24 protein-coding genes are annotated in these 22,787 nt (G+C 72.4%); 18 read left to right on the top strand and 6 right to left on the bottom strand.

The annotated features are described in order from the left end of the window. Nucleotides 1-14 precede the first annotated feature (14 nt). Genes EIY87_RS12555 through EIY87_RS12545 form a run of 3 tightly spaced genes read left to right on the top strand, consistent with a single transcriptional unit; the run spans nucleotide 15 to nucleotide 1,881 of the window. Nucleotides 15-689, top strand: a complete 675-nt coding sequence (locus tag EIY87_RS12555) for a GNAT family N-acetyltransferase (protein ID WP_125307893.1) — start codon at nucleotides 15-17, stop codon at nucleotides 687-689. A gap of 43 nt (nucleotides 690-732) precedes the next feature. After that, the gene (locus tag EIY87_RS12550) at nucleotides 733-1,464 is read left to right on the top strand and encodes a hypothetical protein (RefSeq protein ID WP_318531885.1); all 732 of its coding nucleotides are present in this window, start codon (nucleotides 733-735) and stop codon (nucleotides 1,462-1,464) included. Nucleotides 1,465-1,524: 60 nt separating this feature from the next. Next, complete coding sequence (locus EIY87_RS12545) at nucleotides 1,525-1,881, top strand: PLDc N-terminal domain-containing protein (protein WP_125307892.1); 357 nt, start codon at nucleotides 1,525-1,527, stop codon at nucleotides 1,879-1,881. A gap of 260 nt (nucleotides 1,882-2,141) precedes the next feature. On the opposite strand, the gene EIY87_RS12540 is transcribed toward EIY87_RS12545, so the two are convergent. Further along, nucleotides 2,142-2,606 carry a MarR family winged helix-turn-helix transcriptional regulator gene (locus EIY87_RS12540; RefSeq protein WP_125307891.1) on the bottom strand — a complete coding sequence of 155 codons (465 nt, stop codon included), beginning with the start codon at nucleotides 2,604-2,606 and terminating at the stop codon, nucleotides 2,142-2,144. A gap of 100 nt (nucleotides 2,607-2,706) precedes the next feature. Between EIY87_RS12540 and EIY87_RS12535 the strand changes: the two genes are divergently transcribed. Further along, the gene (locus tag EIY87_RS12535; protein ID WP_125307890.1) at nucleotides 2,707-3,129 is read left to right on the top strand and encodes a nitroreductase family deazaflavin-dependent oxidoreductase; all 423 of its coding nucleotides are present in this window, start codon (nucleotides 2,707-2,709) and stop codon (nucleotides 3,127-3,129) included. On the opposite strand, the gene EIY87_RS12530 is transcribed toward EIY87_RS12535, so the two are convergent. Both EIY87_RS12530 and EIY87_RS12525 read right to left on the bottom strand, forming a co-directional pair. After that, nucleotides 3,126-4,304 carry an acyltransferase family protein gene (locus tag EIY87_RS12530; RefSeq protein ID WP_191984153.1) on the bottom strand — a complete coding sequence of 393 codons (1,179 nt, stop codon included), beginning with the start codon at nucleotides 4,302-4,304 and terminating at the stop codon, nucleotides 3,126-3,128. The two genes, EIY87_RS12535 and EIY87_RS12530, sit on opposite strands and share 4 nt — an antisense overlap. 58 nt (nucleotides 4,305-4,362) lie before the next feature. Further along, complete coding sequence (locus EIY87_RS12525; protein ID WP_125307888.1) at nucleotides 4,363-5,667, bottom strand: FAD-binding oxidoreductase; 1,305 nt, start codon at nucleotides 5,665-5,667, stop codon at nucleotides 4,363-4,365. A 90-nt stretch (nucleotides 5,668-5,757) separates the two neighbouring features. On the opposite strand from EIY87_RS12525, the gene EIY87_RS12520 reads away from it, so the two are divergent. The 4 genes from EIY87_RS12520 to EIY87_RS12505 are packed head-to-tail and all read left to right on the top strand — an operon-like array spanning nucleotide 5,758 to nucleotide 10,086. After that, nucleotides 5,758-6,639, top strand: coding sequence for a LysR family transcriptional regulator (locus EIY87_RS12520; RefSeq protein ID WP_125307887.1), 882 nt, complete (start codon nucleotides 5,758-5,760; stop codon nucleotides 6,637-6,639). Between the two features lie 31 nt (nucleotides 6,640-6,670). After that, a complete protein-coding gene (locus EIY87_RS12515; protein WP_125307886.1) occupies nucleotides 6,671-7,468 on the top strand; it encodes an oxygenase MpaB family protein in 798 nt (265 codons plus the stop codon). Between the two features lie 49 nt (nucleotides 7,469-7,517). Then, complete coding sequence (locus EIY87_RS12510; RefSeq protein ID WP_225439846.1) at nucleotides 7,518-9,092, top strand: hypothetical protein; 1,575 nt, start codon at nucleotides 7,518-7,520, stop codon at nucleotides 9,090-9,092. A 37-nt stretch (nucleotides 9,093-9,129) separates the two neighbouring features. Further along, entirely contained in the window at nucleotides 9,130-10,086 is a 957-nt protein-coding gene (locus tag EIY87_RS12505; protein WP_125307885.1) for a DNA polymerase domain-containing protein, read from the top strand. Nucleotides 10,087-10,267: 181 nt separating this feature from the next. Here EIY87_RS12505 and EIY87_RS12500 read toward each other — a convergent pair whose 3' ends face one another. After that, nucleotides 10,268-11,011 (bottom strand): CDP-alcohol phosphatidyltransferase family protein, encoded by a 744-nt coding sequence (locus tag EIY87_RS12500; protein ID WP_125307884.1) that lies wholly within the window; start codon nucleotides 11,009-11,011, stop codon nucleotides 10,268-10,270. A 67-nt stretch (nucleotides 11,012-11,078) separates the two neighbouring features. Between EIY87_RS12500 and EIY87_RS12495 the strand changes: the two genes are divergently transcribed. From EIY87_RS12495 to ribA, 6 genes are read left to right on the top strand one after another with little or no spacing between them, the layout of a single operon-like run. Then, nucleotides 11,079-12,041, top strand: a complete 963-nt coding sequence (locus EIY87_RS12495) for a zinc-dependent alcohol dehydrogenase (protein WP_125307883.1) — start codon at nucleotides 11,079-11,081, stop codon at nucleotides 12,039-12,041. A 31-nt stretch (nucleotides 12,042-12,072) separates the two neighbouring features. After that, nucleotides 12,073-12,471: a 6-pyruvoyl trahydropterin synthase family protein gene (locus tag EIY87_RS12490; RefSeq protein ID WP_125307882.1), complete on the top strand. Its 399-nt coding sequence runs from the start codon at nucleotides 12,073-12,075 to the stop codon at nucleotides 12,469-12,471. After that, nucleotides 12,468-13,535, top strand: coding sequence for a glycosyltransferase family 4 protein (locus tag EIY87_RS12485; RefSeq protein ID WP_125307881.1), 1,068 nt, complete (start codon nucleotides 12,468-12,470; stop codon nucleotides 13,533-13,535). Before EIY87_RS12490 ends, EIY87_RS12485 begins: the two co-directional genes overlap by 4 nt. After that, nucleotides 13,532-14,359, top strand: coding sequence for a class I SAM-dependent methyltransferase (locus EIY87_RS12480; RefSeq protein WP_125307880.1), 828 nt, complete (start codon nucleotides 13,532-13,534; stop codon nucleotides 14,357-14,359). The genes EIY87_RS12485 and EIY87_RS12480 overlap by 4 nt, the downstream gene beginning before the upstream one ends. Beyond that, entirely contained in the window at nucleotides 14,356-15,354 is a 999-nt protein-coding gene (locus EIY87_RS12475; RefSeq protein ID WP_125307879.1) for a lysylphosphatidylglycerol synthase transmembrane domain-containing protein, read from the top strand. Before EIY87_RS12480 ends, EIY87_RS12475 begins: the two co-directional genes overlap by 4 nt. Nucleotides 15,355-15,367: 13 nt before the next feature. Beyond that, entirely contained in the window at nucleotides 15,368-16,000 is a 633-nt protein-coding gene (gene ribA / locus EIY87_RS12470) for a GTP cyclohydrolase II (protein ID WP_191984068.1), read from the top strand. Here the strand turns inward: ribA and EIY87_RS12465 are convergent. After that, nucleotides 15,989-16,687, bottom strand: coding sequence for a creatininase family protein (locus tag EIY87_RS12465; RefSeq protein ID WP_125307878.1), 699 nt, complete (start codon nucleotides 16,685-16,687; stop codon nucleotides 15,989-15,991). The genes ribA and EIY87_RS12465 overlap by 12 nt on opposite strands. A gap of 29 nt (nucleotides 16,688-16,716) precedes the next feature. On the opposite strand from EIY87_RS12465, the gene EIY87_RS12460 reads away from it, so the two are divergent. From EIY87_RS12460 to EIY87_RS12445, 4 genes are all read left to right on the top strand, one after another. After that, entirely contained in the window at nucleotides 16,717-17,517 is an 801-nt protein-coding gene (locus tag EIY87_RS12460; protein WP_125307877.1) for an inositol monophosphatase family protein, read from the top strand. Nucleotides 17,518-17,654: 137 nt separating this feature from the next. Then, the gene (locus tag EIY87_RS12455) at nucleotides 17,655-19,121 is read left to right on the top strand and encodes a serine/threonine-protein kinase (RefSeq protein WP_125307876.1); all 1,467 of its coding nucleotides are present in this window, start codon (nucleotides 17,655-17,657) and stop codon (nucleotides 19,119-19,121) included. A gap of 83 nt (nucleotides 19,122-19,204) precedes the next feature. Beyond that, nucleotides 19,205-20,263: a glycosyltransferase family 4 protein gene (locus tag EIY87_RS12450; protein WP_125309669.1), complete on the top strand. Its 1,059-nt coding sequence runs from the start codon at nucleotides 19,205-19,207 to the stop codon at nucleotides 20,261-20,263. Nucleotides 20,264-20,302: 39 nt separating this feature from the next. Next, nucleotides 20,303-20,824, top strand: coding sequence for a DUF4231 domain-containing protein (locus tag EIY87_RS12445; RefSeq protein WP_125307875.1), 522 nt, complete (start codon nucleotides 20,303-20,305; stop codon nucleotides 20,822-20,824). Here the strand turns inward: EIY87_RS12445 and EIY87_RS12440 are convergent. Beyond that, nucleotides 20,804-22,579 carry an ATP-binding protein gene (locus tag EIY87_RS12440; RefSeq protein WP_125307874.1) on the bottom strand — a complete coding sequence of 592 codons (1,776 nt, stop codon included), beginning with the start codon at nucleotides 22,577-22,579 and terminating at the stop codon, nucleotides 20,804-20,806. The genes EIY87_RS12445 and EIY87_RS12440 overlap by 21 nt on opposite strands. Between the last annotated feature and the right edge of the window lie 208 nt (nucleotides 22,580-22,787).

Here is a 22,787-nt window from a genome sequence, read left to right as displayed (position 1 = left end):
ACGATTTCGCCGCGATGCTGCCAGCCACCAAGGGGATCTTCGACCGGCTCACCCGCCGCGGCCGCCTGATGACCAAGCGGACCTGCGACCGGCAGGGCCACGTCGTGCGCGACGGGCGCTTCCTCTTCCGCACCCCGACCGCGTGGGAGTACGCCGCCGCGGTCGCGTGCGGCAGCGATCCGGCCGCCCAGCGGTGGCTGGGCTGGCAGCCCGGCTCGATCGTCGACGAGCTCTCGCGGGCCGACGCGCTGCGGGTGGTGCCCGGCACCGGCCCGGACTGGGCGTCGCCCGACCCGCAGTCCGTCGACCTGGTGATGATCGACGTCGAGGCCAACCGCTGCGTCGGGCTGGTGAGCGTGCACACCGGCGAGGACGGCGGCCCGGAGACCGGCGGCTACCTCGCGCCGGACTACCGCGGCCACGGCCACGGCCGGGCGCTCTTCGCGGCCGGGCTCGTCCTGGCGCACGACCACCTCGGCCTGCCGCGGGTGCGGGCCGGCGCCGAGGTCGGCAACGTCGCGAGCGCGCGTTCGCTGCAGGCCGCCGGGCTCGCGCGGGTGGCCGGGCCGCCGACGTACCGGCTGCCGGACGGCCGCGTCACCGAGGCGTGGTGGTTCGAGCACGCCGCCCCGCGGCCGGTGCGGTGCGCCGGTCCGCAGGCGACGTGGTTCCCGGCCTCGCTGCTCTGAAGCTTCGGCGGTCGCCGACGTTTCCCGCGGCTACGTTCGCCGCATGACTTCGCTTTCCGCTCCCGTCCCGCCCGTTGCCGTCGACGTTCCGCAGGGGAGCGTCGCGTGGCTGCGCGCTTCGGTGGCCCGGTTCAGCAATGGTCCCGACCACGTCCGGCGGCGGGGGCTGGCGGTGTCCCTTTTGGAGTCCGTTGGCGAGCTGCGCGACGAGGCTTTCGAGCGCACGCAAGGGATCGTGGCCGCGCTCGGCGATTTCGACGTGATGGCGGAGGTCGCGCGGCCGGTGCCGGTCGGGGTGCTGGCTTCGGCGCTCGGCCTCCCCGACGTCTCGGCGGACGTGGCGCTGGTCGCGGCCGCGTACCACCCGCACGTGACGCCGGACGCGGCCGCGGAAGCCGCGCTGGGCCGGCTGGTCGCCGAGTGCGGCGGGGCGGACGAGCGGGCGGCCGCGCGGATCGGCGTGCTCGTCCAGGCGTGCGACGCCACCGCGGGGCTCATCGGCAACGAGGTTTCCGCGTGGCTGACCGGAAAACCCGCCGGGCAGCCGGTGCTGTCGACCCGCCGCCGGATCGACGGCACCGACGTTTCGGTCTCGCTGGCGGGGACGCCGTTCGGCGCCGGCCCCCGCGCTTGCCCGGGTTCGCGGCAGGCGACGGAGCTCGCGACCGGCGTTCTCCAGGCGCTGCAGGGGTTTCGCCTGACAGAAACGAAGACGGAGTGGGTGTCGTCGCCGAATCTCCGGATGCCCGCGCGGCTGTGGGTGACCCGCGGCTGAACCGGAAAGGGGTTCTGCTAAGACTTACCGCGTTCATTTCTCGGGGGAAAGGCGCGGAACGTGCTGTACCTGGACGGACTGCTCGGGATCGTGACGCTCGGGCTGTGGATCTTCTGCCTGGCCGACGTGATCACGACGGACGAGTCGTCCTGCCGCAATCTGCCGAAGGGCCTGTGGCTGCTGCTCGTGCTGGTGGTGCCGCTGGTGGGGTCGATCATCTGGCTGGTCGCGGGCCGGCCGCAGCAGGTGACGCGGGCGCGCGGGCCGTACGAGCGCGACGCGCCGGCGTACCCGGAGTACGACCGCCCCGGGCGCTTCGCGGCGACGAGCGCGGAGGACGACGAGGAGTTCCTGCGCAAGTGCCGGGAACGCGCCGAGGCACAGCGGAAGCTGGCCCGCGAAAAGCGCGAGGATTGAGCCTCAAGCGCCCCACTGGGGTTTCTCAGTAGCCGCGCTGGTTGCCACGTTGAGGTCCGGTCGGGCCCGCGCTGCCTCGCGACCGCTCACCCCATCGGCGGCATCGCGGTGGGTGGTGATGTCTTGAATGAGTCATTCAGGACCTCCGAAGACCTGAATGGGTCATTCAAGACGCGAGCGCAGCCACAGCCGACCGAGCCGACTGGCACGCCCGCGCTTGCCCAGCCGCTACTGAGAAACCTCAATGTGGCCTTGGGGCGCTAGCAGCCGGGGCCTTCGCAGGTGCCGCGTTCGTAGGCCTCCAGTGTCGCGATCACCAGCTGGCGCTCGGCCGGGCTCAGCGGTGTCAGCGCGTTGCTCCACGCCTGCGCGCCGCGGGCCAGCCAGGCGTCGACCGCCGGGCGCTTGTCCGGGGTGATGCTGACGATCGTGCGGCGGCGGTCGGCGGGGTCCTCGTCGCGGTTCAGCACGCCCTGGCGGCTGAGGTCGCCGACCATCAGGCTCGCCGTCGTCGGGGCGACCTGGAGGCGGGTGGCCAGCTCGGTGACCGTCATGGGGCCGTCGAAGAGCAGGTAGGAAAGCAGCGACAGGTGCCGCGGCGCGAGCGCGCAGCCGTCGAGCTCCGCGGGCACCGGCGTCCGCTTCGCGCGGCCGACCAGGCGGGGCATGAGCAGCAGGAGCTGTCGCACGCCGTCCTCGACGCTCAGGCCGGGCTGCGTTGACACCGCTCACCTCCGGTCGGTAGCTTTGTTTGCAAAGCAAACTCTTCGGCTCGTCTGAGCCTACCTCGCGAGTCGAGCGTACCGGCCAGAACAGGGGATCCCCATGACCGCACCAGCCGACATGAACGACTTCAACAAGCAGGTCGTGGACGAGTTCCGCGCCAACGACGGCGTGGTCGGCGGCTACTTCGAGGGCAAGAACGTGCTCCTCCTCACGACGACCGGCGCGAAGAGCGGCGAACCCCGCCTGTCCCCGCTGGTGTACACCACCGACGGCGACCGCTACGTCGTCGCGGCGTCCATGGGTGGCGCCCCGAAGAACCCGGCCTGGTACCACAACCTGGTGGCGAACCCGAAGGTCACGCTCGAGGTCGGCACGGAGAAGTTCGAGGCCACGGCGACGGTGATCGCCGACCGCGCCGAGCGGGACCGCCTGTACGCGGGGATGGTCGCGCACGCGGAGGGCTTCGCGGACTACGAGAAGAAGACGGACCGGCTGATCCCGATCGTCGTCTTCGAGCGCTAAGGAGCGGAAGTCGCGGCGGCGGGAGCGGGCTCGGCTTCCACGCGCGGCTCGGCCGGCCGCCGAGCCGCCTCCCGCTCCGCCCGCCGCGCCTCCTTCCGCGCGATGATCCGCTTGCCCACGTCGATCAGCGGCTTCTCCACCCATCGGTGGATCAGGTCCGCGATCGCCAGGCCGACCAGGAAGACCACCACCGCGCTCGTCGTGTGGTTGCGGGCCAGGCCCGGGACCGCCTGGATCACCACGAAGTGCACCGGGCCCTGCAGCAGGTACAGCGAGTACGACCGCTCGCCGACGAAGCGCAGCGGGGCGGTGCCCATCAGCCAGCGGGCCGGGCCCGGGCTGACCAGGACGATCAGCAGCAGCATCGCCGCGAACGCGTACGCCACCAGCAGCCAGAGGTTCTGGCCCGTTTCGTTCCACAGCGTGTCGAGGTTCGTGTGGAACACCACGAACCCCACCACGATCGGGATCGCCGCCAGCGGGTGCGTCAGCGGCTTCAGCAGCGCGTAACCGCGGCGGTAGTGCAGCAGGATCGCCAGCAGGCAGCCCGCCGCCAGGATGAAGTAGTGCACCGTCGAGCGGTAGATCGGCACGTTCGCGCCGTGCAGCAGCCAGCCGCCGGTGGTCAGCGGGACCAGGGCCAGCAGGACGACCATCGCCGCGCCGACCAGCAGGAACTTGCGCTTCGCCGCGCCGATCCCGAGGAACACCAGCAGGAACGGCCAGACCAGGTAGAACTTCTCCTCGATCCCCAGCGTCCACGAGCCGCTGAAGAAGTTGTCCGTGCCGTTGGTGAACGACGGCAGGAACTCGTTGAGGAACGTCAGGTAGAACTTCAGCGCGTTCGGGAAGTCGCGGGCGTGGAATTCGCCGCGCAGCGCCACGAACGCGACGATCCCGCCCAGGATCACCAGGTACGGCGGCAGGATCCGGAACACGCGCCGGATGTAGAAGTTCGACAGCGAGATCCGGCCGGTCCGGTCCTGCTCGCGCAGCAGCAGCGTCGTGATCAGGAAGCCGGACAGCACGAAGAACAGGTAGACGCCGACCCAGCCCGACAGCCACGTCCAGTTCCGGCCGCCGAAGTGGAAGAAGATCACCATGGTCGCGGCGATCGCGCGAAGGCCGTCCAGACCGGGGAACCGCCGCATGCCGAGGTAGTCCTCGTGGCTCATCGTGCGCAAGTCGGTTCCCCCGTCGGTGTGATCGTCCGGGCGAGTATAGGCCGTCGGCTTACCTCGCCTTTGCCTCCGGTCCGAGCGCCCGGAAGGTGCTCCGGACGTCGTAGCGGCGCTTCAGCTCCCCGAGTCGTCGCAGGTCCGCGGCCGGATGGACGCCCTCGATCGCAGCGTGCTCGCCGTACACGAAGGGCAGCAGCCGCCCGGTCGTCCACGGCGCCAGCGCGTCGAACAGCTTCGCGTGCGCGGTCCGGACCGCCGCGACCCCGCCGTCGCCGACCAGCGAGAGCGCCCGGACGACGAACTCGGCCGAGCTGTCCCAGCCGACTCCCGTGACCGCCGCCGGCCGGGCGAGCGCGCCGCCGAGCCGGTCGATGATGAGCACCGGCGGCGTGGCCGCGCCCGGGCCCGCGTGCTCGACGACGGCGTCGAGCATGGCGTCGTTCAGCTGCGAGACGGTCGCGTTGGTGCCGTGGTAGCCGTGCGGCTGCCGCGGCTCGGCCGCGATCGAGCCCGACTCGGTGAACGGCATGACCTTCAGCGTGTCCATGAGCACCGGCGCCGCGGCCCGCAGCGGCGCGACCAGCTCGTCGCCGTCCTCGCCCAGGTAGGCGACGCGGATCTGCGCGATGTGCCGCCCGCGCAGGGGCGCCGGCAGGACCGGGAGGTCGGGGTACTCGACCATGGCCAGCGACGTCGTCAGCGCGTCCGGCGCGGCCGCCGACCACGTGCGCCAGGCCCGCAGCGCCGCAGGCACGTCTTCGGGGGCGAAGTAGAGGCCACCGCCGTAGAGGTGCGAGACGGGGAAGAGGTCGAACTCCATCGCCGTGACGACGCCGAAGCTGTCGCGGCCGCCGCGCAGGGCCCAGAACAGGTCCGAGCCGGGCTCGACGCGGTGGAGCTCGCCGTCGGCGGTGACAACGTCGAGGGCGCGGACGTGGTCGGCGGCGCGGCCGTACCGGCGGGCCATCAGCCCGAAGCCGCCCGCGAGCGTGTAGCCGACGACGCCGACGTCCGGCGACGAGCCGCTGAGCGGCGCGAGGCCGTGCTCGCCCGCGGCTTCGATGACGGCGCCCCAGCGCGCGCCCGCCTCCACCCGGGCGGTCCGGGCTGCGGCGTCGATCTCCACGCCGGTCATCCGGCGGGTGCTGATCAGGAGGCCGTCGGTGCCCGCGGTGAGGCCGTGGCCGGTGGACTGGACGGCGACCGGCAGCCCGTGCTCGGCGGCGTACCGAACGGCGGCGGCGACGTCCTCGGCGCTTTCGGCGGGGACGACGACCGCGGGCGAGCTGGGTACCGCCGTCTGGAACCCGGCGACTTCTTCGGCGTAACCGTCCTGACCTGGGCGGAGGGTGTTCATCTCGGCTCCTTTCGTTCGCTGCCTCCAGCCTGGGGTGAAGCTGATCAGAAGTCCAAGATCTGGTTTGTCTGCCAGTTAGAATCAGTGCTTATGGAACTGCATCAGCTCGCCTACTTCGTCGCGGTCGCGGAGGAGGGCAACTTCACGCGCGCGGCTGAACGGCTGCACGTCGCCCAGCCCGGGGTGAGCGCGCAGGTCCGGCGGCTGGAACGGGAACTGGGGCAGGAGCTGCTGGACCGCTCCGGCCGGACCGTCCGGCTCACCGACGTCGGCGCCGCGGCGCTCCCGCATGCCCGGGCCGCGCTGGCGGCGGTGCAGGGCGTGCGCGAAGCCGTCGACGAGCTGGCCGGGCTGGTCCGCGGGCAGGTCGCGATCGGCGCCGTGACGTCGGCGGGCCCGGTCAAGCTGCCGGACCTGCTGGCCGGCTTCCACGAGCGCTACCCGGCCGTCGAGATCACGCTGTCGGAAGCCAACTCCGACACGATGCTCGCGGCGCTGCGCGAAGGACGCCTGGACCTCGCGGTCGTCGGCCTCTCGACCGATCCGCCGCCGGGCATCGCGACGCAGGTGCTGCTCGACGAGCCGTTCCTGGCCGTCACGGCGCCCGACGGCCCGCTCGACCGGGCCGAGGTCGGGATCCGGGACCTCGACGGCCTGCCGCTGATGGCGCTGCCGAAGGGCACGGGTCTGCGTACCGCGCTCGACGCCGCGTTCGCGCGCGAAGGGCTGACGCCGCGGATCGCGTTCGAGGCGGCCGACCCGAACGTCCTGGTGCAGCTGGCGACGCGCGGCCTCGGCGTGGCGATCGTGCCGGAGTCGCTGGGCCGCTACCACCAGGCGGAGCTGCGGATCATCGAAATCACCGGCCCGGGCCTGCGCGGGGTGCTCGCGCTGGCGTGGCGGACGGAGGGCCCGCTGAGCCCGGCCGCACGCGCGTTGATCGCGTTCGCCCGGGCGAACTACCGCTCTTGACACCTCGTCAACAGTGTCGTTCCCTGGAGGCGTGACCGAGACCGCCCTCCGCGACGCCGTCGTCGGCGCCGGGCTGCTGGCCGGCAGCGCGAACGTGATCATGCAGCTCGCCCGCGCGCCCGTCGGGTACGGCGTGCTGGAAAGCCGGGTCGACAGCGGCAACCTCTTCCGCCACCCGGCGAAGCGGACGCGGACGACGCTCACCTACCTCGCCGTCGCGACCCTGGGCACCGACGCCGAGCGGGCCGCCTACCGCCGTGCGGTCAACGCGGCCCACGCGCAGGTCCACTCGACCGGCGAGAGCCCGGTCGCCTACAACGCCTTCGACACCGACCTCCAGCTGTGGGTCGCGGCGTGCCTCTACAAGGGCTTCGAAGACGTCTACCTCGCGTTCGTCGGCGGCGAGCCGGAGCGCTTCTACCGCGAAGCCGCTTCGCTCGGCACGACGCTGCAGGTGCGTGCCGAGATGTGGCCCGCCGACCGCGAGGCCTTCGAGGAGTACTGGACGGCCGGGCTCGAGAAGATCGGTATCGACGACACCGTCCGCCGCTACCTCACGGCCATCGTCGACCTCCGGTTCCTGCACCCGGTCCTCGCCGCGCTGGGACGGCGGTTCCACCGCTTCGTCACCACCGGCTTCCTCCCGCAGCGTTTCCGCGACGAGATGCGGCTGCCGTGGACCGGCGCCGACCAGCGGCGGTTCGACGCGCTGCTCGGCGCGATCGGCCGGGTCGTGCGGGTGCTGCCCGCGCCGGTGCGGCGGTTCCCGTTCAACCTCTGCCTGTGGGACCTGCGCCGCCGGCTGCGCACCGGGCGTCCGCTGGTCTGAGCGGCCCCGGCTACAGTGTCGGGTCGGCAAAGCCACCCGAGGGGATTCCATGACGGCGATCGAGGCTGACGCCCGGCCCGAAGAGACCGCGCCCGCCCGGACCACCCGCCGCGCGCCGCTGATCGTGGTCTCGCTGGTGCTGCTCGCGCTGTTCCTCGTGGGCGCGTGGGCGGCCTGGTTCTTCACGATCGACGACGCGTTCATCAGCTTCCGCTACTCGGCGAACCTCGCCGACGGGCACGGGCCGGTGTGGAACGTCGACGGCCCGCGCGTCGAAGGCTTCACGAACTTCGCCTGGGTGGTCTGGTCGGGGCTGGGCGCGTGGCTCGGCCTGGCGCTGCCGCTGTTCACCAAGGTGACGTCGCTGGTCCTCGGCCTCGGCACGCTGTACCTGCTGATCCGGGAAGGCCACCGCCGCGCCGGGCTCACCGGCGTGCTGGTCGGCGCGGGCGCGTACGTCGTGTTCCTGCCGACGTACTTCCACATCACCGCCGGCCTCGAGACGGCCGCCTTCGCCGCCGTGCTGCTGCGGATCGTCGTGCTCGGCGTGCGCGTGCTGGCGAACGAGCGGGTCCGGACCTGGGAACCGCCGGTGCTGCTGCTCCTGCTCGGCATGCTGCGGCCCGAGGGCGTGCTGGCCGCGCTGCCGGTGTTCCTGCTCTGGTTCGTCCGGTCGGAGGGGCGGGCGCGCTGGCTGTGGAGCGGGGCCGCGGTCGTCGTCGGCGCGGGCTACTTCGTCTGGCGCTGGCGGTTCTACGGCCAGCTGCTGCCGAACACCTTCTACGTCAAGTTCGGCCACCTCGACTCCGGCTGGCTGTGGACCAAGCACACGGCGGTCCTGCTGCTCCCGCTCCTGCTGCTGACGTTGTCGCTGGTCGTCCGCAAGGCGACGCGCGGGATGGGCGTGCTGCTGGTGGTCACCGTCGCGGTCACGTACGTGACGTACGCGGTGTCCGGCCCGACCATGGACTACCTCGACCGCTTCGCCGACCACGCGATCCCCGTCCTCTGCCTGGGCGCCGGGATCGCGGCCGGGACGCTGAAGCCGCGTCTCGTGGGCGCGCTGCTCGGGCTGGTGGCGGTCGGCTGGTCGGCCGTCGGTGGCGCGACCGCGCCCGACCTCGGCGTGATCGCGAACTACGGCCCGGACCTGCAGCGCGCGCACGTCGCGATCGGCAAGGGCCTGGCCGAGGCCGACGTCCCGCCGGCCGCGCGCACCCTCGCCGTCACCGACGCGGGCGCCATCCCGTACTACAGCGGCTGGAACTCGATCGACTACATCGGGCTCAACGACGCGGCCATCGCCCGCGGCGCCGACCCGACCGAGGTCGTCATGAAGGCGCGGCCGACGGTGATCGTCGTGACGGCGAACGGCCCGGACCCGTCCGGGACGCGCTACGGCTTCGACTTCGCGAAGGCGACCGCGGGCTACGAGAAGGTGTCCACGGTCGAGATGCGCGCCGGGTACTGGCAGAACGTCTACGCGCTGCCGCAGTACGCGGCGACGATCGGCCAGCACGTCCAGCAGCGCGCGGACGCGGCCCGCAAGGCCAACGACTACGACCGCGCCGAGGACACCGTCGACCGCTGGCTCGACCGGCTCCGCTCGCAGCTGCCGTTCTGAGGTTGACCACCTCGCGTCCGACCGCGAGGGTAGGCCGATGAGCGGCGACGAAGTACGGCACGGCGTCAAGCTGAGCAGTCTCGACCAGGAGGTCTTCCCGGACGCCGGGGTGACCAAGCGGGAACTGCTCGACTACCTCGAAGCCGTGTCCGAGCGGATGCTGCCCGAGTTGCGCGACCGGCTGCTGACCGTGCTGCGGGTGCTGCGCGGGCAGGGGCCGTTCATGCAGAAGAACCTGCCGAAGTACACGCCGGACTGGGTCGAGCGGGTGTCGGTGTGGGCCGAGACGTCCAAGCGGGACGTCTCCTACGCGCTGTGCAACGACCTCCGCACGCTGATCTGGTTCGGCAACCAGCGGGCCATCGAGTACCACACGTCGCTCTACCGCGGCGGCCCCGAGCACGGCCCGACGCACCTGATCCTCGACCTCGACCCGCCCGAGGACGGCCCGTTCTCGCTGGCCATCGGCGCCGCGAAGCTGGTGCGGGAGGCATTGCGCAACGACGGCCTCGACGGCGCGGTGAAGACGAGCGGCTCCAAGGGCGTGCACGTCTTCGTGCCGCTGGCGCCCGGGCAGTCGACGGAGGACATCGCCGCGGCCACGCGCGCGGTCGCGGCGCGGGCCGAGCGGCTCGACCCGGCGCTCGGCACCACGGAGTTCGTGCGCGAACGGCGGGAAGGCAAGGTGTTCCTGGATTCGACGCGGGCGGGAGGGGCGACGGTCATCTCCGTCTACAGCCCCCGGCATCGGCCGGGGGTGCCGGTGTCGTTCCCGGTCGCGTGGGGCGATCTCGACGGCGTCAAGCCCGGCGACTTCACGGTGCGCACGGCGCCGGGGCTGCTCGACGCCGGTGATCCGTGGACGGCGGAGATGCCGGAGCCGTTCGTGCTGCCCGAGGACTTGGTGGCGGAGGGGCACACGATCCCGATCGCCCGGGTGGTGGCGATGCACGAGGGCAAACGGCGGGCGCGGGCGGCTCGCGAATCGAGCTGAGGCTCAAGCCGCCTGGCCGCCGCGCCGGGCGGCCTGTGGTGTCTTGAATGAGTCATTCAGGACCTCCGAAGACCTGAATGACTCATTCAAGACGTCGGCGAGCGGGTGCCCGGCGCCGCAGGGATGTCATGAAAGGGTCGTTCATGTCGTCCGACGAGGTGAAAGACCCTTTCATGTCGTCTCAGGCCGCCTGGTCGCCGCGCCAAGCCGGCGCCTGGAACGGCCGCGGGAACTGGACGATCCGGCTCGGCTCGGCCACCCGGTGCCGGGCCAGCCACACGACGTCGCGGCCGAACGACCACGTCAGCGTGCCCAGCGCGAGAGCCACCAGCACCAGTGAAGCCGCCGCCGGCAGCAGACCGGACACCGCGACCACCAGCACCACGCCCTGCACCGCGGCCACCGTCTTGCGCGCCATGCTCGGGTACAGCGGCGCGGTCAGCCACGGCATCGCCCACGACGCCGCGACGAACACGTACCGCATCAGGCCGATCGCCAGCACCCACAGCCCCAGCGTCCGGGACACCTGGACGCACAGCAGGAGGATCAGGAACGCGTCGACCTCCATGTCGAAGCGCGCGCCGAACTCCGACGTCGTGCCGGTGCGGCGGGCCACCTGGCCGTCGAGGCCGTCCAGCAGGAGCGCGACGCCGGTCAGCCCGACCAGCCACGCGACGGACAGGCCGCCGTCGGCGATGAGTTCCGCGGCGCACCCGACGAGCGTCGCGCGGGCGAACGTGATCCAGTCCGCCGGGCCGAAGGCGGCGCGGCCGGCGCGGCGCAGGCCCCACTCCGTCAGCAGCACGAGGGCGGTCCCGAACGTGAGCCCGGTGGCCCAGGCGAGGGGGGACAGCCCCGCGACGACCCCCGCGGCGAGCACCCACGCCGGCACCACCGCGCGCAGGAGAAGGTCCTGTTTGATCATCGTCGACTCCGCGAATTGCTCATAGGGTGGCGACACCAGCCTCCGGTCGCCCGCTGAGGAGAAACACGTGGAACAGGCTTTCTGGGTTCAACGGCCCGGTGTCGGCGAGCTGCGGGAGGTGGTGCTGCCCGAGCCCGGACCGGACGACGTGCTCGTCCGCACGCTCTGCTCCGGCGTCAGCCGCGGCACCGAAGCGCTCGTCTTCCGCGGCGGGGTCCCGGCGAGCCAGCACGACGTCATGCGCGCGCCCTTCCAGGACGGCGGCTTCCCCGGCCCGGTCAAGTACGGGTACCTCAACGTCGGCGTCGTCGAACGCGGCCCGGCCCACCTCGCGGGCCGGATCGTCTTCTGCCTCTACCCGCACCAGACCGCCTACGTCGTCCCTGCGAGCGCCGTGACGCCGGTGCCCGACAACGTCCCACCCGGCCGGGCGGTCCTGGCCGGCACCGTCGAGACCGCCGTCAACGCCGTGTGGGACGCGCGGCCGCGGCTCGGCGACCGGATCGCCGTCATCGGCGCCGGGATGGTCGGTGCCAGCGTCGCGAAGCTCCTCAGCGGCTTCCCGGCGACGCGGGTGCAGCTCGTCGACGTCGACCCGTCGCGCGCGGACGTCGCCGAAGCGCTCGGTGTCGACTTCTCGACCCCGGAGCGCGCCCACGGCGACTGCGACCTCGTCGTGCACGCCAGCGCGAGCGAAGCCGGGCTCACCCGCGCGCTGGAGCTGCTCGCGCCGGAAGGCGAGGTCGTCGAGATGTCCTGGTACGGCGACCGGAAGGTGAGCGTCCCGCTCGGCGAGCACTTCCATTCGCGGCGCCTGGCCATCCGCGGCAGCCAGGTCGGGACGGTCGCGCGGCCGGACCGCAGCTACGCCCAGCGGATGGCCGTCGCGCTGGAGCTGCTGGCCGATCCGGCGTTCGAAGCACTGGTCAGCGGCGAGTGCGCGTTTGAAGATCTGCCGTCCGTGCTACCCCGGTTGGCCGGGAATGAACTTTCCGCGCTGTGCCTCCGTGTTGTGTATCAGCCGCAGTGACCACGTCCACCCGAACGCATCGGAGGTCTTGGTGTTCAGCATCACCGTCCGTGACCACATGATGGTCGCCCACAGCTTCCGCGGGGAAGTCTTCGGTCCCGCGCAACGCCTGCACGGCGCGACCTTCGTGGTGGACGCGACTTTCCGCCGCGCCGAGCTCGACGAGGACAACATCGTCGTCGACATCGGCAAGGCCACGGAAGAGCTCAAGGCGGTGCTGAGCGACCTGAACTACCGCAACCTCGACGACGAGCCGGAGTTCAAGGGCGTCAACACCTCCACCGAGTTCCTCGCGAAGGTCGTCGCCGACCGCCTCGCCGACGCCGTCCACGCCGGACGCCTCGGCGAAGGCGCGCGCGGCCTCGAAGGCATCACCGTCTCGCTGAAGGAGTCGCACGTCGCCTGGGCGAGTTACGAGCGTGCGCTGTGACCAGCGTTTACGTGGTCCTGCCCGGGGACGTCGACGACGCGTCCGTGCCCAGCGGGGGCAACACCTACGACCGCCGGCTGTGCGACCGGCTCGCCGCCGCCGGGATCGACGTGCACGAGATCGCCGTCGCCGGTGCCTGGCCGCGGCCGGACACCGAGGCCCGCGCGGTCCTCGGCCACCTGCTCGCCGCGCTGCCCACCGGGTCCGCCGTGCTGCTCGACGGCCTGGTCGCGTGCGGCGTGCCCGAGGTCGTCGTGCCGCAGGCCCGGCGCCTTTCGCTCTCGGTGCTGGTGCACCTGCCGCTGGCCGACGAGACCGGCCTGCCGCCCGCGCTCGCCGCCGAGCTCGACGCGCTGGAGCGCGAGACGCTGCGGGCCGCGAGCTCGGTCGTCGCGACCAGCGAGTGGGCCGCGCGCCGGCTGATCGGCCACCACGGGCTGGCGCCGCACCGCGTGCACGCCGTGCCGCCGGGCGTCGACCCGGCGCCGCCGGCCATCGGCACCGACGGCGTGTCCCGGCTGGTCTGCGTCGCGAACGTGACCCCGCGCAAGGGCCAGGGCGTGCTCGCCCAGGCCCTGGAAACCGTCGCCGACCTGCGCTGGACCTGCGAATGCGTCGGCGGCATCCGGCGGGAGACCAAGTACGTCGAGCGGCTGCGCGAGCACCGGCTCGGCGCCCGCTTCACCCTCACCGGCCCCCGGACCGGCGCGGCGCTGGACGCGACCTACCACACCGCCGACCTGCTCGTGCTGCCTTCGCGCGCCGAGACGTACGGCATGGTGGTCACCGAAGCCCTCGCCCGCGGCGTGCCGGTGCTCACCACCGACGTCGACGCGCTGCCGGACACGCTCGGCGTCGCGCCCGACGGCTCGGTGCCCGGGATGCTCGTCCCCGGCGACGACGTCGAAGCGCTCGGGGCCGCGCTGCGCCGCTGGCTCACCGAGCCCGAGCTGCGGACGCGGCTGCGGGCCGCGGCGAAGCTGCGCCGCGAGACCCTGACCGGCTGGGACGACACCGCCCGCCGGATCGCCGACATCGTGCAGCGGCAGGAGGCGGCGGCATGACCGCGTTCGCCCCGGACTGGCTCGCCCTGCGGGAACCCGCCGACGCCGCGGCCCGCGCCGCCGACCTCGTCGACACGCTGCGCGCGCACCTGCCCGGCGGCGACCTCGTCGTCCGCGACCTCGGCTGCGGCACCGGCTCGCTCGGCCGCTGGCTGGCCGGCCGGCTGCCCGGCGCCCAGCGCTGGATCCTGCACGACAGCGACGCCGGGCTGCTCGAACGCGCCCGCACCTCGCTGCCGTCGGCGGCACTCGACGGGAGCCCGGTCGCCGTGGAAGCCGAGCAGGGGGACGTCACCGCCCTGCGCGCGGCCGACCTCGCCGGGACGTCGCTGGTCACCGCGTCCGCGCTGCTCGACCTGCTGACCAAGGCCGAGGTCACGGCGCTGGCCACGGCCATCGCCGAAGCGGGCTGCGCGGCGCTGCTGATGCTGTCGGTCACCGGCAAGGTGGAGCTCTCGCCCGCCGACCCGCTTGACCCGGCGCTCTCGGCCGCGTTCAACGCCCACCAGCGGCGGCTCACCGGCGGACGGCGGCTGCTCGGCCCGACCGCGGTGGACGTCGCCGCGACGGCGTTCGGCAGGCTCGGCGCCACGGTCGTCCGCGCGGAGAGCGCGTGGCGGCTCGGGCCGGACCAGGCGGAACTGCAGCGGCAATGGCTCGAAGGCTGGGTCGGCGCCGCCGTCGAGCAGCTGCCCGAGCTGCGTCCGGTCTCCGACGTCTACCTGCAGCGCCGGGTCGAAATGGCCGCGGCCGGCGAGCTGCACGCGGTGGTCCACCACGGCGACCTGCTGGTCCTGCCGCCGAGCCTGGGGGCGGCGGCGTGAAGCGCCTGTTCGCGTGGCTGCGCGTCCTCGGCGCGGCCGGCATCCTCGCGGTCCTCGTCTGGCAGCTCGGCAGCGCCGCCTTCCTCGACGGCCTCGGCCGGATCAGCACGCCCGGCGTGCTCGCCGCGCTGGCCATCGGCTTCGCGACGACGGTGTTCAGCGCGGGCCGCTGGCAGATCGTCGCCACCCGGCTCGGCCTGCGGCTTTCGCTGCGCGCCGCGGTCGCCGACTACTACCGCGCACTGTTCCTCAACGGCGTGCTCCCCGCGGGTGTCCTCGGCGACGTCCACCGCGCGGTGCAGCACGGCCGCGAGTCGCGGGACGTGCCGCGCGGCGTGCGCGCCGTCGTCCTGGAGCGCACGGCGGGCCAGCTCGTGCTGATCGCGTCCGCCGTGGGTGTCGTGCTCTTCGTCCCGGATGTCGTGCCCGAGGCGTTCCGCGAGGTCGTGACGGCCACCGGCGTGGTCGTCGTGCTGGCCGCCGTCGCCGCGGTCGTCGCCGGACGGCTGTTCGGCGGGCGCTGGATCCACAGCCCGTCGAAGGTCCGGCGCGGCTTCGCCGTCACCCTCGCCGACCTGCGGCTCGGCCTGTTCACCCGCGAGACCTGGCCCGGCGTGGGCTTCCTGTCGATCGCGACGCTGGCCGGGCACCTGGCGCTGTTCGTCGTCGCCGCCCGCGTCGCCGGCGTGACCGCGCCGGCCGGGCAGCTCGTGCCGCTGATGATCCTCGCGCTGCTCGCGATGGGTCTCCCGCTCAACATCGGTGGCTTCGGCCCGCGCGAGGGCGTCTGCGCCCTGCTCTTCGGCGCGGCCGGCCTTGGCGCCGCCCAAGGTGTCACCGTCGCTGTCGTCTACGGCGTGCTCACGCTCTTCGCGAGCCTGCCCGGCGCCGGCGTCCTGCTCGTCCGGAGCGTCGCCGGGGTGCGCCGGACGGCACTTTCACGTGAAAGTGCCGCACGAACAACCCCGCACTTTCACGTGAAAGTGCGGGGATAGAGAGGTGGAGACGATGACAGCAAGCACGCACCGGGCCGTGGTCGAGCGGGTCGTCGAGACCCGGCTGCCGACCCGGCACGGGACGTTCCGCGCGGTCGGGTACCTCGACCGGGCGGGCACCGAGCAGGTCGCGCTGGTGTACGGCGAGATCAGCGAGCTGGGGACGCTGACCCGCGTGCACAGCGAGTGCCTGACCGGCGACGTCTTCGCCTCGACGCACTGCGAGTGCGGCGACCAGCTGGCGGCGGCGCTGGACCGGATCGTCGAGGAGGGCTCGGGCGTGCTGGTCTACGTCCAGGGCCACGAGGGCCGCGGGATCGGCCTGCTCGCGAAGCTGAAGGCGATGCGGCTGCAGGACGAAGGCCTCGACACGGTCGACGCGAACGTCGCGCTCGGCCTGCCGATCGACGCCCGCGACTACCACGCGGCGGCGGGCATCCTGCAGGACCTGGGGGTCCGGTCGGTGCGGCTGCTGTCGAACAACCCGGCGAAGGTCGAACAGCTGACGCGCTACGGAATCCGGATCAGGGAGCGGGTCCCGCTGCTGGTTCCGCCGAACCCGGAGAGCCTGCGCTACCTGCGCACCAAGGCCGAGCGGATGGCCCACCTGCTCCCGCACCTGGACGGCGCGTTCTCAGGCGCCTAACGCGTCGAGCACCCCGGCGAAGCGCTGGACCAGCGTGTCCAGCAGGACGTGCCCCTTGGCCGCGGTCGCCAGCGAGGGACGGCCGACGACCCCCGACTCCGTGTACGCCCGCAGGCCCCGCGTCAGCAGGTGCTCCCGGTCGGTCAGGTGGTCGGCCGCCTCGTAGCCGGGCCGGACGAGGTGCGGGTGCGCGTGCAGCAGGATGGACGTCTCCAGCTCGCCCGCGTGCATGTCGTCGTCCAGCGAGGTCCGCAGGCCGGCCGCGGTGTGCGCCGCCTGCCAGTCCGCGACGCCGGGGAACAGCGCCATCGCGCCGCCGGACTCCTGGACCACATTGGACAGTACGTAGTTGCCGCCGTGCCCGTTGACCAGCACGAGCCGGTGCACGCCCGACGCGCGAAGCGACTCGGCGACGTCGGTGACCACGGCGTGCAGCGTGCGCGCCGAAATGCTCACCGTGCCGGCCCACCCCGCGTGTTCGTGCGAGCACGAGATCGTGATCGGCGGCAGGTGGAGCACCGGGTACGCGGCGGCGACGGCGGTCGCGAGGGTCGCCGCGATCACCGCGTCGGTGGCCAGGGGGAGGTGCGCGCCGTGCTGCTCGAAGCTGCCGACCGGCAGCACCGCGACCGACGCCCGCCGCGCCTGCTCGTCGGCGGTGGTCGAGAGCGGGAACAGATCGGTCATGAGCGCGGCCCTTCTCTATGTTGGGTGGCATGACCGAGCATGCCGCACTGTTGGCCGTCGCGCGCGAAGCCGTGGCGAAGGCGACCGGGATCGTCCGGTCGCGCCCGACCTTTTCCGTTTCCGCGAAAGGCGATCGCGACCTGGTGACCGACGTCGACACCGCCGTCGAGGACGCGCTGCGGGAGTTCCTCGCCGCCGAAACCCCGGAATTCGGGTTCCTCGGCGAGGAGCGCGGCCGCAGCGGCGCGGCGGGCGGGCGCTGGTGGGCGCTCGACCCGATCGACGGGACGGCGAACTTCGCCCGCGGGATTCCGCTCTGCGGGATTTCCCTGGCACTCGTGGACGGCGAGCACAGCACGGTCGCCGCGATCGCCCTGCCGTACCTCGGTGTCACCTACACCGCCGCGCGCGGCGAAGGTGCTTTCGCGAACGGGGAGCGGGTCGCCGCGTCGACGGCGACGGAAATGTCCGACGCGATGATCGCGGTGGGTGACTTCGCGATCGGCGAACTCGCCGAAGAGAAGAACCGCGCGCGGCTGACGCTGCTGACCGACCTCGGCGCGCGGGCGCAGAAGATCCGGATGCTGGGCACCGCGGCGGTCGACCTCTCGTGGGTGGCGGACGGAAAGCTCGACGCCGCACTGATCCTGTCCAACAACCCGTGGGACACCATGGCCGGTGTGCTGCTCGTGCGCGAGGCCGGCGGCGCCGTCGTCGACCGCGACGGCAGCGAGCACACGGTCGGTTCCGCGGCGACGATCGCCGTCGGCGCCGGGCTGCGCAAGGAGATCGTGGACGCACTTGATCGCGCGTTCGGGGTTGTTCGTTAGTATTCGGGGTATCCGGGTGGGCGGCGCCACAGCGCGCGATTGCACTGCCCGCGCAAGGTTTTCGGTTAGGTTGGTACCGGTCGGCCGCCGCGGCTGGCATGCTGACCGGATCTCTCGGCCACTTCGGAGAATGGTGGATGCTCGTGGAAAGTCGCCGGATCCGCGATCGGTACCGGCTGCTCGAGCCGATCGGCGGCGGCGCGATGGGCACGGTGTGGCGGGCCCAGGACGAAAAGCTCGACCGCACCGTGGCGATCAAGGAACTCCTGCTGCCTCACGACCACGACGAGCACCGCACGGAAGAAGCGAAGAACCGCGCGATGCGCGAGGCGCGGATCGCCGCTCGGTTGCAGCATTCCCACGCGATCACCGTGTTCGCCGTCCTCGAAGAGGAGGACCGGCCGTGGTTGATCATGGAATACCTGCCGTCGAAGAGTTTCGCCGTCCTGGTCCGCGAGGAGCCGACGACGGTGGACGACGCCATCCGCGTCGGCGCGCAGATCAGTTCCGCGCTGGCCGGCGCGCACCGCGCCGGGGTCGTGCACCGCGACGTGAAGCCGGCCAACATCCTGGTCTCCGAGGACGGCACGGCGAAGATCACCGACTTCGGCATTTCCCGCGCGATCGGTGACGTCAAGCTGACGGCCACCGGCGAGATCGCCGGCACGCCCGCGTACCTCGCGCCGGAAGTGGCCCGCGGGGAGGACGCGAGCTTCGCCGCCGACGTCTTCTCCCTCGGTGCGACGCTGTACGCGGCGGTCGAGGGGAAGCCGCCGTACGGCACGGCGGACAACCCGATCGCCTTGCTCTACAAGGCGTCCAGCGGCGAGATCGAGCCGCCGGAGAAGTCGGGCAGGCTGACGCCGCTGCTGCTGCGGATGCTCGCCACCGACCCGGCCGAGCGGCCGTCGATGGACGAGGTCGAGCGGGAGCTGGTCGCGCTGCTGCCGGACGCCGAGCCGGGCGAGTCGGTGCTCGCGGCGACGCTCCCCGAGACCGAACCGCCCGCGCTGCCGCCGGTGCCCGCCGCGGTCACCGTGCCCGTGGGCGAGGTCGCCGCGGTGTCGCCGGGCGCGCGCAAGGGCCTGATCGCCGTCGGGGCGGGCGCGGCGCTGCTGTGCGTCGCGGTCGTGGTGGCGATCCTGCTGGTCGTCCGCCAGAAGCCACCGACCGACAACGCCGCCCCGCCCGCGTCTTCGTCGCCGTCGGCTTCGGTCACGCAGTCGGCGGCACCGCCCCCGGCACCGTCGTCCGCGTCGGAGACACCCACGACGTCGGCCCCGCCGACCTCGCCGCCGGTGTCGAGCGTGGCTTCGTCGAAGACCGCCGCCGACGCCCTCGCCGCCTACTACGCGTTGCTCCCGAACAACACAGCGGAAGCGTGGAACCTGCTCACGGACCGCTTCAAGGCGTCGCGCAAGCAGACGCTGGCGACGTACCAGAACTTCTGGGGCCAGTACAAGTCGGTGAAGGCGGAAAGCGTGAAGGAGATCGGTCCCGGCCGGGTCACCGCGCACGTCCTCTACGACGGCGGCAAGGGGGAGACCGACACGTTCACCCTGGTCCAGGAGAACGGCGTCTGGAAGATCGACGCCCAGAGCTGAACCTTCCCGGCTCCGGCCGCGTGTGACGGATGAGGCGTCCGTCGATCCACGCTGGAGGTTGCGCGATGAGGCCTGCCGACCCGATGGTGTTCATCCTCCCGGCCGCCCCACCGGGCTCCGACACGTACGACAAGCGCATGTGCCAGAACCTGCCCGCCGTCGGGCAGCCGGTGCTCGAACTGCCGATCACCGGCGACTGGCCGGAGCCCGACGCGATGTCGAGACGCCGGCTCGCGCGGTCGCTGGCGGCGTTGCCCGATCGCACGGTGGTGCTGCTCGACGGCATGATCGCCTCGGGCGTCCCGGAGATCGTCGTCCCGCACGCGCGGCGGCTGCGGCTGGCCGTGCTGGTGCACCAGGCGCTGGCCGACGAGCCCGGCCTCGACCCGGCGCACGCCGCGGAGCTCGACGCGTGCGAGCGCGAGACGCTGCGGATGGCCGGGATGGTCGTCGCGACCAGCCCGTGGCTCGCCCGGCTGCTGATCGACCGCCACGACCTGGACCCCGGCCGCGTCTACGTCGCCAAGCCCGGCACCGACGCGGCCCCGCTCGCGGCGGGCGCCGACGGCGTGTCCCGGCTGCTCTGCGTCGGCGACGTGACCCGCCGCAACGGCCAGGACGTGCTGGTCCAGGCCCTCGGCGAGATCGACCACCTCGCGCTCTCGTGCGTTTTCGCCGGCTCGCTGGCGGCGGACCCGGCGTACGTCGACGAGCTGCACTGGTCGATCGAGCGCCTCGGCCTCGGCGGCCGGATCACCCTGGCCGGCGACGCGGTCGACCTCGGCGCCGCCTACAACGCGGCGGACCTCCTGGTCATCCCGTCCCGCGCGGCGACGTCCGGCATGTCCGTCGCCCAGGCGCTGGCCCGGGGCATCCCGGTGCTGGCGACCGAGGTCGGCGGCGTGTACGACGCACTCGGCGTCGACGCGGACGGCGAGGTCCCCGGCCTGCTGGTGGCGCCGGACGACCCGTTCTCGCTCGCGGACGCGCTGCACCGCTGGTACGCCGACCCGGAGCTCCGGCGCTCCCTGCGCACGGCGGCCCTGGGCCGCGGCAGCGCGCTGGAGGAGTGGGACGTCGCCGCGCGCCGGCTGACGCACGTGCTCTCGCGGCTGGCGTCCGAACCCCGCATCGTCGTCTGACGCTTGCCGCCGCGGGCGGCCCTCCGCCAACCTGACGCGATGTCGTCCCTTGATTCCGAACGCGGCTTCCTCGAAGTAGCCGGGCGAGAGCCGGACCGCCCGCTGCGCGACCAGCTCCTGGGCTTCCGCGACCTCGTCTCGGCCGACATGGACTGGGCGGATTCCCGCAAACGCCGTTTCCGCCGCCGCGCGTCGGTCGTCCGAGTGGCCGCGCTCCTGCTCACGGCGGCGTCGACGGTGGTGCTCGGCATCCAGGAGATCCCGGCCCGCGCGTCGATCGCCCTGCCGATGGTCGCGCTGGTCACCGTGCTCGGCGGGCTGGAGACGTTCTTCAACTGGCGGTCGCGGTGGGTGCTGATGGAGGAGACCCGCTACAACCTCAACCGGATCCGCGACGAGCTGGACTACTACCTCGTGGGAACGCCGACAGCCGAGCTGAGCCGCACGCGGCTGCAGGAGTTCTTCGACCGCCACCAGGTGACGTGGGCCGACGCGAGCCGCCAGTGGGTCGAGTTCCGGCGGCTGGACCGGCCACCGCAGTCACCCGAGATCCGGTCGTGAGGCGGGCGCTTCCCCCAGCGCGATCTTGCCGGTGCGGCGATACCGCGTGGCCGGGTTCCGCACGTTTTCCTCCGTCGTTTCCACGAGACCTTCGCTCCGGAGGATCCGAAGCCACCGCGCCACGGTCTGGTCGGTGAGGCCGGTGGCCACGGCGAGTTCCAGCCGCGATCGCTCGCCGCGGCTCAACGCGTCCAAGATCTCCTGACGGCGATCTGCCCGCCGTGCCGGCGAAGCAGAGCCGGGGCCGGACGACGGCAGCAGGGCCGGCGCGAGCCGGTCGCGCGCCCAGCGCCGGTTCCCGGTCTGCACCACCAGCTCGCGAGCGATCAGATCACGCAGCTCCTGGGTCGCGACGCGCGAGTCGACGCGGGTCTCCGTCCGGTAGGTCTGGTTGTCGAGGTGGCCGCCGTCCCGCAGGATCGCGAGGCCGACGCACTGGCTCTCGGTCAGCCCGTGCTCGCCCAGCGAGCTGAGCCAGTCGACGGTTTCTTCGCCGAGGAGCGTGTGGTTCGGGAACGTGACGCTGAACGTGCTCACGCGGTTCTTGAACTCGGGCAAGCTCATCCGTGCCGCGCGCAGGGCGTTGATCATCGTCCGGATCCCCGAGCCGCGGTTCTCGCAGACCGCGTGCGTACTTCCGGGCAGCGGCACGTCTTCGAGGACGCGCAGGAGACTGGCGTTCCTCGCCGACGAGACGCCCTCCTCGCCCAGCCGGTCTTCGGTCACCGGTCCGAAGAGCCCGCCGGGATTCCGGATGGTGAGCCGATCCGGGTACATCTCGATCTGCACCTGCGTACCCCGCGCCGCGGGTGAGAGGTCGCGGTGGACGAGCGCGTTCACGACGGCTTCGCGCACTGCCGCCTCGGGGTACTGCCAGACGTCCGCGCGGCCGGCTCCGCGCACAACCGACCGCCGGGTCATGTTCTTTCGCACGGCGAGGAGCGCGTCGCGAACGATCACCGGGATCGGTCCCTCGGCGACGACGTTGTCGACGAAGCGTTCGCCGGTCGCGGTGTCGGAGCCATCGGGGGTCGGGTAGTGGACGAAGGTCAGCATCAGCTGGGGGAAGTGCTCCTGCGGGTAGCTGCCGAGCGCGAGCAGACCACCGACGCTGGCGACCGCGGCGCCGTCGTCGTCGACGACCAAAGCCTTGGCCCGCTTGAGCGCGGGGACGTCGTCGAGTTCGCCGAACGCGTAGGGCCGGCGGGTCCGCAGCCTGGTCAGGAACGCTGTCACCAGTGCCGGGTCGAGGTCGGCGAGGCCGGTGCCGGGAACCGGGGCCTCGTCTTCGCGCGGCTGGCCCCGGTTCGACACCAGGAGCTGGACCTCGTAGCTGGTGAGCTTGCGGTCCCCGTCGCCGACTCGGACGAAGCTCCCTTGGCTCATTCCCGCGCCTCGGCTGAAGCACGGTTTGAGGTGCGGCGGCAGTTCCGGAACCTCGGCGACCAGGACACGGGTGCCTTCGAAGTCGTGGATGCCGATGTGCGGCCGCACCGGCGGTTCCACGTCGGCCGCGCACATGGCGGCCAGGTCCGACGACATCTTCGCCGGGTCGGCCAGTCCGGTCGCCGTGAAGCCCGAACGCTCGTCCAGGCCGAGGATCAACGTGCCGCCGCGGGTGTTCGCGAACGCCACGACGGTGTCGCGCGCCGAGCGTGGCAGCCCGCCCTCCGCGCGTTTGACCTCGACGTCGGTCACGTCGCTGCCGAGCAGCCGAAGGTTCTCGACGATCTCGGCGAGCTCTTCATCCTGCACCCGGTGCTCCATCGCGTCGGCAGCATGCTAGTTGACATGCTAGTTAGCATGCTACGCCACGTGATGAACGAGTACAGAAAGTGGTCGTGAGTGTTCAGCCGGGTTCTAACCCGATGTGCTGTCTCAGGACCTCACGGACAGATGTGTCTCAGGACTTCTCGGACAGTTTGTGGTTGGTGAGGCGTTGGTAGCGTACTGACCTGTCGAG

It is taken from the genome of Amycolatopsis eburnea, assembly GCF_003937945.1.
GTDB lineage: Bacteria > Actinomycetota > Actinomycetes > Mycobacteriales > Pseudonocardiaceae > Amycolatopsis > Amycolatopsis eburnea.
Note: the sequence above shows the minus strand (reverse complement) of the source record. Positions and strands in the feature narration are given on the sequence as shown.

Bases quoted from the DNA above. Each gene is read 5' to 3' on its own strand.
- EIY87_RS12535 (WP_125307890.1), top strand. From the start codon at position 2,707: ATGACCGCACCAGCCGACATGAACGACTTCAACAAGCAGGTCGTGGAC.
- EIY87_RS12530 (WP_191984153.1), bottom strand. From the start codon at position 4,304: ATGAGCCACGAGGACTACCTCGGCATGCGGCGGTTCCCCGGTCTGGAC.
- EIY87_RS12500 (WP_125307884.1), bottom strand. From the start codon at position 11,011: ATGATCAAACAGGACCTTCTCCTGCGCGCGGTGGTGCCGGCGTGGGTG.
- EIY87_RS12480 (WP_125307880.1), top strand. From the start codon at position 13,532: ATGACCGCGTTCGCCCCGGACTGGCTCGCCCTGCGGGAACCCGCCGAC.
- EIY87_RS12510 (WP_225439846.1), top strand. From the start codon at position 7,518: ATGACGGCGATCGAGGCTGACGCCCGGCCCGAAGAGACCGCGCCCGCC.
- EIY87_RS12450 (WP_125309669.1), top strand. From the start codon at position 19,205: ATGGTGTTCATCCTCCCGGCCGCCCCACCGGGCTCCGACACGTACGAC.
- EIY87_RS12445 (WP_125307875.1), top strand. From the start codon at position 20,303: ATGTCGTCCCTTGATTCCGAACGCGGCTTCCTCGAAGTAGCCGGGCGA.
- EIY87_RS12525 (WP_125307888.1), bottom strand. From the start codon at position 5,667: ATGAACACCCTCCGCCCAGGTCAGGACGGTTACGCCGAAGAAGTCGCC.
- EIY87_RS12555 (WP_125307893.1), top strand. From the start codon at position 15: ATGCTGCCAGCCACCAAGGGGATCTTCGACCGGCTCACCCGCCGCGGC.
- EIY87_RS12520 (WP_125307887.1), top strand. From the start codon at position 5,758: ATGGAACTGCATCAGCTCGCCTACTTCGTCGCGGTCGCGGAGGAGGGC.
- ribA (WP_191984068.1), top strand. From the start codon at position 15,368: ATGACAGCAAGCACGCACCGGGCCGTGGTCGAGCGGGTCGTCGAGACC.
- EIY87_RS12460 (WP_125307877.1), top strand. From the start codon at position 16,717: ATGACCGAGCATGCCGCACTGTTGGCCGTCGCGCGCGAAGCCGTGGCG.
- EIY87_RS12455 (WP_125307876.1), top strand. From the start codon at position 17,655: ATGCTCGTGGAAAGTCGCCGGATCCGCGATCGGTACCGGCTGCTCGAG.
- EIY87_RS12550 (WP_318531885.1), top strand. From the start codon at position 733: ATGACTTCGCTTTCCGCTCCCGTCCCGCCCGTTGCCGTCGACGTTCCG.
- EIY87_RS12505 (WP_125307885.1), top strand. From the start codon at position 9,130: ATGAGCGGCGACGAAGTACGGCACGGCGTCAAGCTGAGCAGTCTCGAC.
- EIY87_RS12465 (WP_125307878.1), bottom strand. From the start codon at position 16,687: ATGACCGATCTGTTCCCGCTCTCGACCACCGCCGACGAGCAGGCGCGG.